Origin of the sequence: Clostridium sartagoforme AAU1 (genome assembly GCF_000401215.1) — a bacterium.
Lineage (GTDB): Bacteria > Bacillota > Clostridia > Clostridiales > Clostridiaceae > Clostridium > Clostridium sartagoforme.
The window spans coordinates 1-16334 of sequence record NZ_ASRV01000041.1; the positions used below are offsets into that span (position 1 = coordinate 1).

Sequence of the window (16334 nt, forward strand, 5' to 3'; positions counted from 1 at the left end):
AAAGTAATAATAAAAATCAGAACTTAAAAGAATTACAAATATTATTTTTCTTTTTACTAGAAATTCTTTTATATTATTAAATCTTAATTCTTTTATATCTTCTCTCAAATAATATAAATATTCTCTTAAATAATTTAATAGATTGTTAAATTTATTCAAATTTATCAACTCTCTTTACTCTAAAATATCTATTATCCACTTTTTACATTCTAAGCACTTATATATTCTTATAACGAATAAATCTAGTACTCTTTCTACTCCTGATGCTGATTGTAATTCTATCTCTTCCTTGGTTAAAAACTCATCATTTTCATCTAAAAAACCTGGTATTTCGATTATGTAGTTTTTATTTGTCTTTTCACAACACTCATTTTGGCCAACAACTTCTATTACTTCATATGTAAGATTAGCACTAAGTTCTTGTATAATATCTATTATATCTTCAAATTCATCTAAATTATCTAAAAAATCTTCCTTATAAAATACTAAATCCTTTATTTCGAATAATTTTTCCATAAAAACACACCTTTATTTATATTTTTAATTTAATTTTATATTTATTAATAATATTAATCAAGATATTTTATATAATAGTAAACTAACAATAAATGTATGTTATAATTTAAAAGTAATATTTTATATTTAAGGAGAGGTTTTTATGATCTTTGATAGTCATATGCATTCTAAATTTTCTACTGATAGTACTATGAAAATAACAGATGCAATTAATATAGCAAATGAAAAAAATATGGGAATTATAATAACAGATCATATGGATTTAGACTATCCTGTAAAAGATGAGTTTAGATTTGATATCAATGAATATTTTAACGAATATGAAATCTATAGATCACATAAAGTAAAATTAGGAATAGAGATCGGATTAACTGAAAATACCCTTATAGAAAACGAAAAAATAGGTGCTAACCCTAATTTTGATTTTGTTTTAGGCTCTATCCATGCAGTCAAAGGTCTAGATATTTATTGTGATTATATTAACCAAGGATATAATAAGCAAGATTTTTTCTCTTTTTATTTTGATGACATGCTTAAATGTGTTCAATTATATAACAACTTTGATTCATTATCTCATATAGATTATCCTTGCAGATACTGTAAATTTGATAATAAGGAAATTTTAGTAGCTGATTTTAAAGATATTTTAGCTGAGATTTTCAAAACCCTTATTAATAAGGGGAAGGTCTTGGAACTTAATACTTCAAGACTTCATATTAAAGAATCTAATGATGCCTTACTAGACATTTATAAACTTTATAGGGATTTAGGCGGAAAATATGTTACTTTAGGATCTGATTCACATATACAAAATAATATTTCTAGAAATTTTGATATAGCCTTAGGCTTTCTAGACACATTAAATTTGCAAGGTGTTTATTTTAATAAAAGAAAACTTGAGCTTTTTTAAAATATTGCTGCAAATTAAAAACTACTAATCTTTAGAGTTATTGGTTGGTTTAAAATTATTAAAACCTAGCCAAAAACTCTTATCATAGTAGTTTTTACAAAATCATATTTCTTCTATTTGTCTTCTTTCACCTTTTAAATTATTTATCTTCTTTCTTCTCTTTTTTAACTCTTCCTCAACTTCTTCAACTGAAATATTAAGCTCCGCCATTGTTACAAGTAAATGATAAATTAAATCTCCTATTTCTAGTATTTGTTCCTCTTTGCTATCGTTTTTTGCACTTATTATAGTTTCTGTACATTCTTCCCCAAGTTTTTTTAGTATTTTATCTATTCCTTTATTAAATAAATAACCTGTGTAAGAATTTTCATCTCTATTTTCTTTTCTATCTTTTATTACTTCATATAACTCAAATATAATATTCTCCATATATGCCCCCTCTTTTCACTTATATAATTCTAATCTATTTTTTATAATACCTTCTTATAGAAACAGCTTCTTTCTCCAGTGTGGCAAGCTACTCCCTTTTGTTCTACTAAAACTAGTATTGTATCTAAATCACAATCTACTTTTAATTCCTTAACTATTTGAATATGTCCTGAAGTAGCTCCTTTATTCCAAAGCTCATTTCTGCTTCTGCTGTAAAACCAAGTCATTTTTGTTTCTAAGGTTTTTAATAAGCTTTCTTTTGACATATAGGCAAGCATTAATACTTCTTTAGTATTAAAATCTTGAATAATTGCTGGAACTAAACCATTTCCTTTATTAAAATCTATTAAATTTATATCAAACTCCATATTAATACCTAACCCCAATATCATTTTTTATTAAATATTCTTTAACATCTTTAACTTTTAAATTTTCATAGTGAAATAAGGAAGCTGCTAAAGCTGCATCTGCTTTTCCTTCTATAAATACATCTTTAAAATCTTCTATTTTTCCACACCCACCTGATGCTATAACTGGAATGTCCACAAGTTCACTAACTTTTCTTGTTAGTTCTAAGTCAAACCCATTTTTAGTTCCATCTGCATCCATTGAAGTCAATAGTATTTCTCCAGCTCCTAGTTTGTACCCTTCTTCTATCCAGCTAAATAACTCTATTCCTGTATCAATTCTTCCACCATTTATAAATACATTCCATTTATTTTTTTCTACTCTTTTTGCATCAACAGCTAGTACTATACATTGATTTCCAAAGTAATAAGCTCCTTCTTTAATTAAGTTTTTATTTCTTATAGCAGCCGAATTTAAGCTTATTTTATCTGCACCAGCTCTTAAAATATTTCTTATTTCATCTATATTGCCTATTCCTCCACCTACAGTAAAGGGAATAAAAACTTTTTCAGATACCTTTTCTACTAATTCAACAATTGTTTTTCTTTTTTCATGTGTAGCAGTAATATCTAAAAATACTATCTCATCAGCACCTTGAATATAATATTCTTCTGCCAGTGTTACTGGATCTCCAACTTCTTTAAGTCCTTCAAAGTTAATTCCTTTAACTACTTTTCCGTCTTTAACATCTAAACATGGTATTATTCTCTTAGTATGCATAACTTCACCTACTTTACAGAATCTATAGCTTCTTTTAGATTTACATCTTTTGAATATATAGCTTTTCCTACTATACATCCATAAATATTTAGCTTATTTAAAGTAATTATATTATCTATATTTTTTATTCCTCCAGATGAAGTTATATCTATATTAGTAATTTCACTTATTTCCTTTATTATATCTACATTTGGTCCCTCTAGTGTTCCATCTTTACTTATATCAGTTACAATTATATTTGTAACTTCTAACTCTTTAATTTCCTTTATTAAATCTATATAGTGAGTTTTACTTTTATTTATCCAGCCCTTTGTGCATATAAATCCATCTTTAAAGTCTATAGCTATCGCAATTTTTTCTTTAAATTCTTCTACAGCTTTTTTTAATAATTCCTTATCTTCAATGGCTACTGTTCCTAAGATAACTCTTCTTACTCCACCATCTATTAAAGCTTTAATGTCTTCAAAGGTTCTAATTCCGCCTCCAACTTCTACATCTATATTTAAGGTTTTAACAACATTTAAAATTAAATCTTCATTTACAAGCTTTCCTTCCTTTGCTCCATCTAAATCTACTAAATGAATAAGCTCAGCCCCTGCATCTTTAAAGGATTTAGCTATTTCTAAAACTTCTCCTTTTATGCTGTCTTTTTTATCATAATTTCCTTGATATAGCCTAACTGCCTTACCATCTATAATATCAATTGCTGGAATTATTATCATAATATCATCTCCCCAAACTTTTCTAATAAACTTAGCCCAACTTCTCCACTCTTTTCTGGATGAAATTGCATACCTATTATATTCTTTGATCTAAATATTCCTGGTATTTTTACACCACCGTAATTAGAATAAGCAACTAAATCCTCATCTTTATATTCTGTTGCCATAAAACTATGAACATAATAGATAAATTTATCCCCACCTAAGTTGTCAATAACTTCATCTTCTTTATTTATAATTAATTTATTCCATCCCATATGAGGAATTTTAACCTTTTCCTTTGGCTCTATCTTTTTAATTTCACCTTTTAATAGTCCAAGTCCCTCACATTCCATTCCTTCAAAACCCTTTTCAAATAAAATTTGCATTCCAAGACAAACTCCAAGAAGGTATTTACCATCTTTAGCTTCTTGTAGCAATATTTTATCTAAATCATTGATTTTCAAATTATCCATAGCTTGCTTAAAGGCACCAACTCCTGGTAATATTATAGCCTTGGCTTTTTTTATTATTTCTCTATCCTTTGTTATAACAGCTTCTATTTTTAATAATTTCAAAGCATTTTCTATACTTTTTAAATTTCCCATTCCATAATCAATAACAGCAATCATAAATTTACCCTTTTCCTTACTATAAACTATAAATTTCCCTTGCTAGATAAAATCTTATTCTTATCCTCACCATAACTTACTGCTTCTTTAAGGCTTCTTCCAAAAGCCTTAAATATACCTTCTATTTTATGATGATCATTTTCACCATATAAGTTTCTAACATGAATAGTAGAATTAGAATTGCTTGCTACAGATCTAAAAAATTCCTTTGCCATTTCTGTTGAAAAACTCCCTATTTGTTCTCTTTTAAATTCACAATCAAAGTGTAAAAAGCTTCTTCCACTTAAATCCAAAATCACTTGACTTAAAGCTTCATCCATAGGTACATAGCTCATTCCATATCTCTTTATCCCAACTCTCTTATCTAATGCCTTATCTAAAGCTTGTCCTATACATATACCTATATCTTCTACTAGATGATGATCACATACATCTATATCACCTGTAGCTTCTAGATTTATATCTATTCCACTATGAAATGAAAATAAAGTTAGCATATGATTAAAAAAGCCTACTGGAGTATTTATTTCACTTTTTCCCTCGCCATCTATATTTATTGCTAATAATATCTTTGTTTCTTTTGTTTCTCTCTTTATAGAAGAAATTCTACTCACAAATTTCACCTCCAAATAAAGCTTTATCAATTAAGTCTAAAACTTTTTTATTTTCACTTGATAATCCAACTGTTATTCTAAAGCCATCATCATTAAAATTTCTAATTATTATATCATTATTATTTAAAGCATTAATAATCTTTTCCTTTTCTTTAGATCTTCCATATATAAAATTTGCTTTAGATTTATAAAATTTTATATCTATATCTTTTTCATTTGCTTTTTCTTGTATATCTAATAAAGAGTTATATAGGTTTTCTCTTTCTTCAATTATCATATCTAAATTTTCTTTAAATCTTTTTTCATTCTTTAGAACTTCTATCGCAATTTCTTGAGATATGGAATTTACATTATAAGGTGTTTTGTATTTTTCTAATTTCTTTATATTTCCAACCTTTGATATTAAAAATCCAACTCTTATAGCTGCTAGTCCCCAAGCCTTTGATAATGTTCTTGTTACTATTAAATTGTCATATTCATTAATGAAAGGAACCATAGTTTCGCCATAAAACTCAAAATAAGCTTCATCCACCAAAACAACTTTATCTCTAAATGCATTTAATACCTTTTTTATTTCATCTATTTTAAATTCATATCCTGTTGGGTTGTTTGGGTTAGAAAATATAACTAACTTAGCATTCTCTTCCACCCCTTTATTTATAAAATTATCTATATCAACACCATTTTCTAAATCAATATCATACTTAATTAGTTTTCCATCATTTAAATCAGTATAAAAATCATACATTACAAAATCCGGAGTTAATGTAAGCACTTTATCTCCCTTTGATATGTTTTTACTTATTACTAAGTTAATCATTTCATCTGATCCATTTCCGATTATTAAATTTTCTTTAGTTAAACCTACAATACTAGCATAAGCTTCTCTTAATTTATCCCCATCAGTATTTGGATATCTATTTAACTCTAATTTTATTAACTTACTAATTATATTTTTAATTTCTTCTTCACTACAGTCCACTGGATTTTCATTTCCATTTAATCTTATCTTTTCATCATTATTTACTGAATATACCCCAATATCTTTAATCATTGTCAATCCTCACTTTCACTGAATTCCTATGGGCTGTTAAGCCTTCTTTTTCTGCTAAAATCATTATATTTTTTGATACCTTTTGTAATTCTTCTTTTGAATAATAAAGATATGAACTTTTCTTTATAAAGCTATCAACTGAAAGAGGTGACGAAAATCTTGCCGTTCCATTAGTAGGTAATACATGGTTTGGCCCTGCATAATAATCTCCAAGTGGCTCTGGAGAATAATAACCTAAAAATATAGAACCTGCATTCTTTACACTACCAAGATACTCTAATGGGTTCTCTATCATTAATTCTAAATGCTCTGGCGCTATTTTATTGGAAAGTTCTATGCATTTATTTATATCTTCACAAATTACTGCCATTCCATAATTTTTTAATGATTCTTCTATAATATCTTTTCTTTCTAAATCCTTTATTTGAATATTTATTTCTTCTAAAACTTCATTATAAAGTTTTTCTGAAGTAGTTAATAATATAGATGCTGCCCTTTTATCGTGTTCCGCTTGAGACATTAAATCTGCAGCAATATATTTACTATTTGAGTTTTCATCTGCAATAACTAATATTTCACTTGGTCCTGCAACCATATCTATATCAACAGTTCCAAACACTAATTTCTTAGCCATCGCAACATATATATTTCCTGGTCCAACTATTTTATCAACATTTTTTATAGTTTCAGTTCCATAAGCTAAAGCTCCTATTGATTGAGCTCCACCTACCTTGTATATTTCACTTACCCCTGCTAAAGATGCTGCTACTAATATATATGGATTTATACTTCCATCATTTTTAGGTGGTGTAACCATAACTATTTCAGATACTCCTGCTATTTCAGCTGGTATAACATTCATAACTACAGATGAAGGATAAGAGGCTGTTCCCCCTGGCACATAAACTCCAACTCTTTGTAGTGGAGTTACTAATTGTCCCATAAACACTCCATTTTTTTCAATTATAGAGTATCCATTTTTAACTTGCTTTTCATGATATTTTTTAACATTTTCTATTGAGCCTTTAATAGCTTCAATAAAATCTTCTTCTACTAATTTAAAAGCTTCATCTATTTCTTCTTTAGATACTTTTAAATTAGTAATATCCACTTTATCAAAAAGCTTATTAAATTTTATTAATGCTTTATCCTTATCTTTTTTAACTTCTTCTAATATAAGTTTTACGTCATTTATAACATCTAAATCTTCTTCTCTATTTTTTATTATCTCTAGTATTTCTTTTTCATTATTTACTGCTAAATTAAATAATTTCACCATAGCCCTTGTCCCCTTTATTTATTGCTTATAACATCTCTTATTTTTTCTAATACAAAGCTAATTTCTTCTTGCTTAAGCTTAAAACTTGCCTTATTAACAATTAACCTTGCACTTATATCTTTTATTTCTCTTAAAACTACAAGTCCATTTTCCTTTAAGGTTGTACCAGTTTCCATTATATCTACAATTCCATCACACAATCCTAGTATTGGTGCAAGTTCTACTGAACCTTCTATTTTTATTACCTCTATATCAATGTTATTTGCTTTAAAATAATCCTTTGCTACCTTTGGATACTTTGTCCCTATTTTTATATGGCCTTTCATAGAAAATAAATCTTTATCTGGCATTGCTGCTACTATAAACTTACACTTTCCTATTCCTAAATCCATTAATTCATAGGAGCTATGCTCTTTTTCATTTAATGTATCTAATCCTACTACCCCAATATCTGCAACTCCATGATCTACATAAGTTATACTATCACTTGCCTTTACTAAAAAATAACTTACATCATATTTAGTATCCTTAAAAATAAGTTTTCTCCCCTTATCTTTTAATTCATCTATTCCAAAACCAGCCTTTTGCAATATCTTAGTTGTATCCTTTTCTAGTCTTCCCTTAGTTAAAGCTATACTAATACCCATAATACTCCTCCTCAATTATATTTATATTTTCTTCATCTTTTGAAGGAATAAGTTCAACTACAAAGCCCTTTTCTCTTAACTCAAAACCTTTCTTTATAGCTTCTATTTTATTACTTTTATTAAAAATTATATTGTACTTAAGCTTCTTTTCTAAATTATTATCTAAAATACTCTCCAATTCATCTACATTAATTGAAAATCCTATTGCCCCAAAATCTTTTTTTACATTTCCAATTAAATTATCATATCTCCCTCCACTTAAAACTATATTACCAGAACCTTCTATAAAGCCTCTAAATATTATTCCTGTATAAAAGCTAAGCCTTGGAGTTAAACCTAAATCAAAACTCAAGTACTTATCATAACCTATTACTCTTAAATCTTCTGCTAACTTTTGTAAATACCTTACACTATTTAACATCTTGCAATTAAAAGACATTGCCTTATACTTGCTTAAAACCCCTAAACCACTACCAAAGGTTAATGGAAGATTTAAAAAGAATTTTTTTATGCTTTCATCTATATTTATTGTATTTAAAAATTTATTTAAGCTTTCAATTTCTTTCTTTTCTATTAACCTTGCTAAAGTTGTCTTTTCTTCTTCTGAAATACACAAATCTTCTATTGCTGATTTTAAAAAGTTAATTTCTCCAATTTCTATTTTAAAATTGCTAATACCTATGGATTTTAAAGAATCTATTGCAATTATCAATGCTTCTAAATCTGAAAATTCCTTTTCCTTGCTTATAAATTCAATTCCACAATCTGTGTATTCATTTCTTTTACCGCTAAATTCTTCAAAAACCTTATATATATTAGCACAATATCTAAGTTTTATTGCTGAACTCATATTTTTAAATCTAGTAGAAACTAACCTTACTATTGGTATAGTCATATCTGGTCTTAATGCCAGAATTCTTCCCTTAGAATCAAAAAACTTATAAACATTTTCTTCTTTAATACCTGAATGCTCATATCTAAAACTTTCATAAAATTCTATACTTGGCGTCATAACTTCTTTATAGCCCCATAAGTCAAAAACCTTGTTTATAGAATTTATTACCTTTGACTTTCTCATACATTCTTCATTAGTTAAATCCCTTGTCCCATCTGGAATTATATTCTTATACATAACTAGCCCCCTTCACTTTATCACTTTAAAGTGTTATCATGATAGTATAGCAAATTTTCCCATATGTCAATAAAAAATTGAAATAATTAAGGGAAACCAAAAATTATTGGTTTCCCTTAAAGCAAAGTTTAATTTTTTTGAACTAAACTAATTATATCATTTTCTGTAAGCCTGTGAACTGTCCACTCATCCATAGGTGATGCCCCTAAAGATTTGTAAAATTGTTTTGCAGGTTCATTCCAATTAAGACAAGTCCATTCTATTCTTTTACAATCTTCTTCTAAAGCTATTTTAAATAAAAGATTAAATACTTCCTTCCCTATTCCATTTCCTCTGTACTCCTTTTTTATGTATATATCTTCAAGATATAATCCAGATGCACCATTGAATGTGGAGTAATTAAAGAAGTATATTACATATCCAATTGGTTTTTCATCTAATTCCAATATTAATGCATTTGCTCTTTTTTTAATAAATATTGATTTACCAAGACTTTCTTCAGTTGCTACAACTTCATGTGCTAATTTTTCATACTCCGCCATTTCAATTATTAAATTTAGTATTAATTTAGTATCTTCTATTATTGCTTCTCTTATTTTTAAATCTTCAATTTTAGTATTATAATACATTATTGTTACCCTTCCTTCTTATGCTTAACATTGAGCAATTTCTTTTACCATGGCTATATCACATCTAGCACATACTTCTTCATTAAAGTCTTCAAATCCATATTTTTTATATAGCTTTATAGCCTTATATAAAACTGAATTCGTCTGTAGTGTAATTCTTCTATAATTAAGAGCTTTAGCAATTTTAAAAGAGTTCTCTATCATAATATTTCCAAGACCCATTCCTTGGAATTCCTGCTTTAGATACATTTTTCTTAATTCACAAGTCTCATCATCAATCTTATAAATTCCATACGTTCCTATTATTTGTCCATTTATTTCTATAACTTCAAAATCCCCATTATTTTGAATATAGTATTTAGATATATCTGTTATATCTAGATCTTCACCTTCTGGATTTAAATTTAATCCATAAAGATTTAGCACTTCCTTAACTAAATTTAATATTTTAACTTCTTCTCCAACTCTAGCTCTTCTTATCAAAATATTCTTCATAAATTTGCCCCCTTTGTATGCTATCAACAATTAAAAATTATTGAAAAAACTCCCATGGGAGTTTTCAAAATTAAGTTTTTAGTAATTTAAAACAAATTACATAAATAACTATTCATTTTTAATTTTATCTTGTTTATGATAGTCTCATTGAAATCTTATAAATTTAATATTTTTATAATATTATACTATTATTTTTACAATATTTCATTATTAATCTTGAACTTTCTTACGAAATTTTTAAATACATATATATTTAATAAAACCACTAAAACAACTAATATTCCTTCTACTATAAATACATTTTTTATTACTCCCACTTGATATAGCGCAGCTGGAAAATCTATTATTGCATGTAATAAAATTGCTATAATATAATAAATATATTTTCTCTCTTTAACTGCGTATAATACTATAATTGATAAAGCTATATGAATCATTACTGCAATAATTCTTTCTATTCCTGGCATTAGCCATATAATAGAACTACTATTTACAAATTGACTATAAGTGCTATTAATAACATCCTTAGGCACTAATGCAGCCTCCATCATTGACTGAAAGGCATTTTTATTAATCAATGTGGCATAAACTATTGAATTTATACTACTTATTGCACCGATTAATATTGCCTCTATTCCACCATGACCGACTCCATATGTTATTCCACTTACTACATCTCTTTCTTTTACTATAAACTTAAAACAAATAAATCTTGCAGTTTCTTCAAATATTCCAGCCATAAGTCCACCATATAGCATATACGCAGCTGGTGTACTTAATAAAAATTCTGCCGTTGAACTATTCATCTTTAAGAAATATGAATGTATTGGAGCTTCTAGAATTTGTACTGAAATAAAAAATGCTACTGCACCTATGAAAAATACTTTCAAGCTAACATTATACTTCTTTTTTAAAAATATAATTCCTCCTATTGGTAATGCTATACTCACTAATAAGCTAAAGATCATAAACATAATTGATAATTTGCTAACCATAATTCTTCCCCCTAAAATATATAGTAATAGAAAAGGTAATAGAAATTACCTCCTATTATTATATTTACTTAATAAATTCCTAAGAACTAAACTTTAGGTCACGTATAGAAAAAATAATTATCAATGCTATAAGTAATATAAAAATAATTACAGCTTTTTTATTTGCAAAATTAATTGTAGAGCCTATACCAACTCTTTTTTCAACCATGAATGCTGGGTCATTTTTATTATAATAAAACATTCCTAAAATCCATTTATCATCATCATTTTTGTATAAGTCATCATTTTCAGTGTCTTCTTTTATATTCCTTCCACCCTGTCCTATTATTATAAATATTAATATAAATATAAGCATACTAACTAAAATAACAATATTAATTAAGTTTTCTATTGGCATACTGTTAAAGTTATAAACTACTCCAATTTGAATTACGGAATATAACAATATAGTTTCTATTTCAGCTATAAATAAAAATATAGAAATTACTCTTTTGAATTTCTTTTTTCTCTTTACTGCAGTTTGAATACTTCCACTATTTAAATCTACCTTTGAACTTAATGTGATTTTAGTTAGTATAAACATAATTATACATAATATAATTCCATAAATAGGTGTTTTATAAATTTTATATAAATCTTCACTTACAAAATATTCTTTTCTTGATACAGTTAAAATTAATGTACTAATAGGAATTATAATTGGTATTAAAAATATTTTTTCATTTAAAGCTTTATACTTTTCATTTTTCTTTGGCTTTCTTAAAGTAGTATCTATCACTACAACATTATTTGTTTTATAATTCCAATTATTTATTTCTTTTAATAACTTAACTTTTTTATAATAAATTACAAATAATATACTATGAGCTAGAAGCATAGATACTACTGATATAATCATTATCATTGATATTACAAACTCACTAGATTTTAAGTTAAAAATTATAATGAGATTAATTATTACTGTTAAAATAGAAAATAAATAAATTACGTTTTTCTTATAATTTTTTTCTAACCTTTTGATTTCATTTTCTCCTTGGTATTTTTGTGGAATTCTAACACCAAAGTATATTCCTTTATTAGAAGAATTATTTAGATAGTATGATAAAATAATCATAGTTATTATAAAGCTATTTACTGATAAAATAATTGATAAACCTTCCAAAACAAATACACCTCCTATGTTATTCGTTTATATTCCTTTTACAAAGAAGTATATTATTGTTGCTATTATTAGTATAATAGGTAAAATCATTATAAACATTCCTATTGGATTTCCTAAGTTAACATCCCAACCAATACCTATTCTCTTTTCTACAAATATACTTGGATCATTCCTATTGTAATAAAAGTTTCCTAAAATCCAATTTTTATCGTCATCTCTATATATTTCTTCATCCAGCTTATTTATTTTTATATTTTTACCACCCTGACCTATTTTATAACCTAATATAGTAATCACTATCACTGTAAATAATATAATTATTAAAGATATTATACTTATTAACTTTATTGTGTTCGAACTCCAGCTATATATTATTGAAAATTGAATTAATGAAAATAAAATTACAATTTCAATCAATATGCTATATAAAAAAAATGAATTATATACTTTAAATATTTTTCTTTGTTCTTTTATTTCACTTAAAGTTCCACTATTTATATCAACTTTACCATTGATAGCAAATTTATTTATAGTCATAAAAAATAAAATCATTATTATCTCCATTAAAGGCAACATCATTAAATTTATTAATCCTAATAAACCTGACTTTGAAGCAAATCCATCTGCCACACCTGAAGAATTGAAATGTATAGGAAATTTTTCGGGAATATTTTTATAATATATAGACGTTAATATTATATTTATTATTGGCACAATAATTATCAATAAAAAATGCTTGTTTTTTATTCCAACTATATCTTCATTATTTTTAGGTTTTCTTATAGATGTGTCTACTACTACTACATTTTTTCCTAGTTTTCCCCACTTCTTTTCCTTTTTTAATTCACTTAACTTTTTCCAATATATGATTACTGGTATATTGACAAGAACTAGTAAAAGAAATGTTGCTATAAGAAAAATATATAGCTTAGGAATTATAAAAACTATAAAATTTAGAAGTATTGTGCATGGAAGTATTGACATAATATAAGCTTTCTTATATTTTTTTTCTAAAATCTTTATCTCTTCACATCTTTCATATTCCTTAGGAACTCTTACTCCAAAAACAATTCCATTATTAGAAAATTTGTTAACATATAACCCACTAAAATATAATATTAGACTTAAGAATAACATTAATACACAACTGATTATTGTATCCATATAATTACTCCTCTTTTTTAAAATCTATAAATATTTTATCAATAAAATCCTTAACATCTTCTTTATTTATATTTCTATTAAAGCACTGAGCCATATAAAAATATAAATTTTCATTTAAATCTTCTCTAAATTTCTCCATTGATTGATTTAAATTCAATGAAACAACCGCACCTTTCCTTCGATCAATTTTAATATACCCTTCATCCTTAAGCATATTGTATGCTTTATTAACAGTATGCATATTTACCCCTATATCTTCTGCCAATGCTCTCACTGAAGGTAGCTCCTCTCCTATTTCAATCTCACATTTAGCAATACACTCAATAACCTGATTCTTTATTTGAACATATATTGGAGTTTCCGAATCAAAATCTATTCTTAAAATCAATTTAACACATCCTTTGCTTCAGTTCACACTAGAAAAGTTCTTCGCACTTTTTACAATTTATTAAACAACTTAACTCCTACTATATTTAAACTCTTCCATAAAACTATCAAAATAACTGATAAGTATATGATTATTGTTATTATAAATAAATTATAATTTTTTATATCAGTTAAAATAAATATTATCGTTGGAATTGCTACAATTGCTGCTGATAATAACATTTGTATCATAACACTTGCTCCTTGTTTTACAACTGATGTTTCTGTTGTCCAATTCAACTTAGGAAAGTATAAGTTTATTATTAATCCTAATATAGATACAATAAAAGAGTATATACTAGTTATCAATAATAGCGCCAAAACATTTATAAGTGATAATTTCAACGCTGTAAAGAATATAATATCACTTACTATAGTAGCTGGTAAAATTAATATTAAATTTAATGCTATTTTACTTTTAAATATATCAATAGCCTTAATTGGAGAAGACTTTAATATCCATAAATTTTTACCTTCCAATGATATAGATGAATTAGTAGTACAAGATATTGATAAAATTCCGCATACAAGTGAAATGGTAAATAACGGTATTAATTCTTCTGAAAAATTAATTTCTGAGATTTTAAAAAGCATATCTTTTCCAAAAAGTAATGTTGCTACAGCTGCCGCTATAATCATTATTGGTCCTATTATAGTATTTAAGACATAAATAGGTGTAGAAAAATATCTTTTTATTTCTTTTCTAATTAAAGAAACTATTTGTGAAGATGTATTTATATCTCCTAATTTATAATTAGATTTACTAAAGGATTCTTGTAGCTTTGAATTTATTATTTTAAAACTCTTGCTAAATATAAATATAAATATGGCAAATACTAAAAGTGATATACTAATAAACACTAATAAATCTTTTAAACTTAAACTAACCAAAGCCCTTGTTGCATAAATTGAAGGTGGATATATATTAGAAATACCTTCCGCTAGTGATTTACTATTAATTATAATATCTTGTATTAAGTTTCCACTGTTATACAAAGCTACTACTACTATTAAAGATATAAGTATAGTACCTATATTTATTATCAAGTTTTTATATCTCATCTTTGAAGAAATATAACTAATAATAAAAGCAAAAAATGATGAAAGCACTATTGGTATTAATGGTAAAAATATAAATACAAAAAATAGATAAACAAAATATAAATACTGAATATCTGCTTTTAAGAAATAAACAATAGCTTGTGGTAAAAAAGCAAATAATAGTATAAAATAATTCAATCCTAATAAGTTAAGCATTTTATTTATCAATATGGCACTTCTCTTAATTGGTAAGCTCATAAGTAAATCATAATCCTTAGATGAAAATAAAAGTCCTTGAGCCTTATATATTGAAGTAAAAAAAATAATTAAAGAACTTAAAATAAATCCCATTATAATCTGCAAATTTAAAAGTCCCATTTTGTCTAATTCATTTGCAGCATGATAAGTAGATATTGTTGTAGAAAAAACTAATGATGAAATTGCTATTGCTATTGAAAGAAATATGGATATATTCTTTATTTTTTCCTTTTTTGATTTTTCTTTTATAATTTTATTTATACCTAAAGAATTTATTAAAGTGGTCTTAAATAGAATATATATTTTATCCATTATCAATCAACTCCATAAAGATATCTTCTAAAGAACTATTTCCCTTAACATCATTCATTTTTCCTTGAGTTACTATATTTCCTTCTTTTATTATAGCAACCTTATCACATAATTTTTCTGCTACTTCAAGAACATGAGTTGAGAAAAATATTGCAGCGCCTTCCTTGCATATCTTTTTCATTTCCTCTTTTAAAATATGAGCAGCCTTTGGATCTAAACCAACAAAAGGTTCATCTAAAACTAAAAGTTTAGGCTTGTGAATTAATGCTGAAATTAAAACTAGCTTTTGTTTCATACCATGTGAATAAGAAGAAATTAAATCTCCAAGTGCATTTATTATTTCAAATTTTTCTGAATATAACTTTATTAATTCTTCTCTTTCACCTTTTGAAACCTCATAAATATCTGCTATAAAATTAAGATATTGAATTCCAGTAAGGGCTTCATAAATATCTGGATTATCAGGTATATATGCTATTTTACTTTTACATTTTAAAGGTTCCTTTTTAATTGAAGTTCCATCAATTAATATATCTCCTTCTTCAAATTCTAAAATTCCTACAACTGACTTAATTGTTGTTGTTTTTCCTGCACCATTATGACCTATAAATGCAAATATCTCACCTTTATTTACTGTTATAGAAATATTATTTGCTGCTTTTTTCCCATTTTTATATGATTTTGAAAAATTTATTATTTGAAGCATTTAATCACCTCTTAATTTATTATACTTGTTATATATATACTATAACAAGTATAATAAATTTGCAACTATTAAGTTATCGACATTGTGAAAATTTTACTTTACAG

General features: G+C 25.9%; 20 protein-coding genes. 1 reads left to right on the top strand and 19 read right to left on the bottom strand.

Annotated elements, in window-relative coordinates; translation table 11 throughout:
• Positions 1–174 precede the first annotated feature (174 nt).
• Entirely contained in the window at positions 175–516 is a 342-nt protein-coding gene (locus A500_RS03585) for a hypothetical protein (RefSeq protein ID WP_016206225.1), read from the bottom strand.
• 142 nt (positions 517–658) lie between these two features.
• Between A500_RS03585 and A500_RS03590 the strand changes: the two genes are divergently transcribed.
• Positions 659–1426: a histidinol phosphate phosphatase gene (locus A500_RS03590; RefSeq protein WP_016206226.1), complete on the top strand. Its 768-nt coding sequence runs from the start codon at positions 659–661 to the stop codon at positions 1424–1426.
• Positions 1427–1528: 102 nt separating this feature from the next.
• Here A500_RS03590 and hisE read toward each other — a convergent pair whose 3' ends face one another.
• From hisE to A500_RS03680, 18 genes are all read right to left on the bottom strand, one after another.
• Positions 1529–1855 (bottom strand): phosphoribosyl-ATP diphosphatase, encoded by a 327-nt coding sequence (gene hisE, locus A500_RS03595; protein ID WP_016206227.1) that lies wholly within the window; start codon positions 1853–1855, stop codon positions 1529–1531.
• Positions 1856–1896: 41 nt separating this feature from the next.
• Entirely contained in the window at positions 1897–2229 is a 333-nt protein-coding gene (hisI, locus tag A500_RS03600) for a phosphoribosyl-AMP cyclohydrolase (RefSeq protein ID WP_040436491.1), read from the bottom strand.
• On the bottom strand, positions 2225–2983 hold the full coding sequence (hisF, locus tag A500_RS03605; protein WP_016206229.1) for an imidazole glycerol phosphate synthase subunit HisF: 759 nt from the start codon (positions 2981–2983) through the stop codon (positions 2225–2227). The genes hisI and hisF overlap by 5 nt, the downstream gene beginning before the upstream one ends.
• Positions 2984–2991: 8 nt before the next feature.
• Entirely contained in the window at positions 2992–3705 is a 714-nt protein-coding gene (gene hisA / locus A500_RS03610; RefSeq protein WP_016206230.1) for a 1-(5-phosphoribosyl)-5-[(5-phosphoribosylamino)methylideneamino]imidazole-4-carboxamide isomerase, read from the bottom strand.
• The gene (gene hisH, locus A500_RS03615) at positions 3702–4316 is read right to left on the bottom strand and encodes an imidazole glycerol phosphate synthase subunit HisH (protein WP_016206231.1); all 615 of its coding nucleotides are present in this window, start codon (positions 4314–4316) and stop codon (positions 3702–3704) included. Before hisH ends, hisA begins: the two co-directional genes overlap by 4 nt.
• A gap of 26 nt (positions 4317–4342) precedes the next feature.
• Positions 4343–4930: an imidazoleglycerol-phosphate dehydratase HisB gene (gene hisB, locus A500_RS03620; RefSeq protein WP_016206232.1), complete on the bottom strand. Its 588-nt coding sequence runs from the start codon at positions 4928–4930 to the stop codon at positions 4343–4345.
• Positions 4923–5984: a histidinol-phosphate transaminase gene (gene hisC / locus A500_RS03625; protein ID WP_016206233.1), complete on the bottom strand. Its 1062-nt coding sequence runs from the start codon at positions 5982–5984 to the stop codon at positions 4923–4925. The genes hisB and hisC overlap by 8 nt, the downstream gene beginning before the upstream one ends.
• Complete coding sequence (gene hisD, locus A500_RS03630) at positions 5977–7263, bottom strand: histidinol dehydrogenase (protein ID WP_016206234.1); 1287 nt, start codon at positions 7261–7263, stop codon at positions 5977–5979. The genes hisC and hisD overlap by 8 nt, the downstream gene beginning before the upstream one ends.
• Before the next feature lie 14 nt (positions 7264–7277).
• Positions 7278–7910, bottom strand: a complete 633-nt coding sequence (gene hisG, locus A500_RS03635; RefSeq protein WP_016206235.1) for an ATP phosphoribosyltransferase — start codon at positions 7908–7910, stop codon at positions 7278–7280.
• Positions 7900–9042, bottom strand: a complete 1143-nt coding sequence (gene hisZ, locus A500_RS03640) for an ATP phosphoribosyltransferase regulatory subunit (protein ID WP_016206236.1) — start codon at positions 9040–9042, stop codon at positions 7900–7902. The genes hisG and hisZ overlap by 11 nt, the downstream gene beginning before the upstream one ends.
• 128 nt (positions 9043–9170) lie before the next feature.
• Positions 9171–9671, bottom strand: coding sequence for a GNAT family N-acetyltransferase (locus tag A500_RS03645; RefSeq protein WP_016206237.1), 501 nt, complete (start codon positions 9669–9671; stop codon positions 9171–9173).
• 24 nt (positions 9672–9695) lie between these two features.
• Entirely contained in the window at positions 9696–10166 is a 471-nt protein-coding gene (locus A500_RS03650; protein ID WP_016206238.1) for a GNAT family N-acetyltransferase, read from the bottom strand.
• 194 nt (positions 10167–10360) lie between these two features.
• Positions 10361–11161, bottom strand: a complete 801-nt coding sequence (locus A500_RS03655) for a YhfC family intramembrane metalloprotease (protein ID WP_016206239.1) — start codon at positions 11159–11161, stop codon at positions 10361–10363.
• A 79-nt stretch (positions 11162–11240) separates the two neighbouring features.
• Positions 11241–12323, bottom strand: coding sequence for a DUF5808 domain-containing protein (locus tag A500_RS03660; protein WP_016206240.1), 1083 nt, complete (start codon positions 12321–12323; stop codon positions 11241–11243).
• A 27-nt stretch (positions 12324–12350) separates the two neighbouring features.
• On the bottom strand, positions 12351–13487 hold the full coding sequence (locus A500_RS03665; RefSeq protein ID WP_016206241.1) for a DUF5808 domain-containing protein: 1137 nt from the start codon (positions 13485–13487) through the stop codon (positions 12351–12353).
• A 4-nt stretch (positions 13488–13491) separates the two neighbouring features.
• Positions 13492–13875: a GntR family transcriptional regulator gene (locus tag A500_RS03670; RefSeq protein ID WP_016206242.1), complete on the bottom strand. Its 384-nt coding sequence runs from the start codon at positions 13873–13875 to the stop codon at positions 13492–13494.
• A 50-nt stretch (positions 13876–13925) separates the two neighbouring features.
• Positions 13926–15524, bottom strand: a complete 1599-nt coding sequence (locus A500_RS03675; RefSeq protein ID WP_016206243.1) for an ABC transporter permease — start codon at positions 15522–15524, stop codon at positions 13926–13928.
• Positions 15517–16230 (bottom strand): ABC transporter ATP-binding protein, encoded by a 714-nt coding sequence (locus tag A500_RS03680; protein WP_016206244.1) that lies wholly within the window; start codon positions 16228–16230, stop codon positions 15517–15519. Before A500_RS03680 ends, A500_RS03675 begins: the two co-directional genes overlap by 8 nt.
• Positions 16231–16334: the final 104 nt, after the last annotated feature.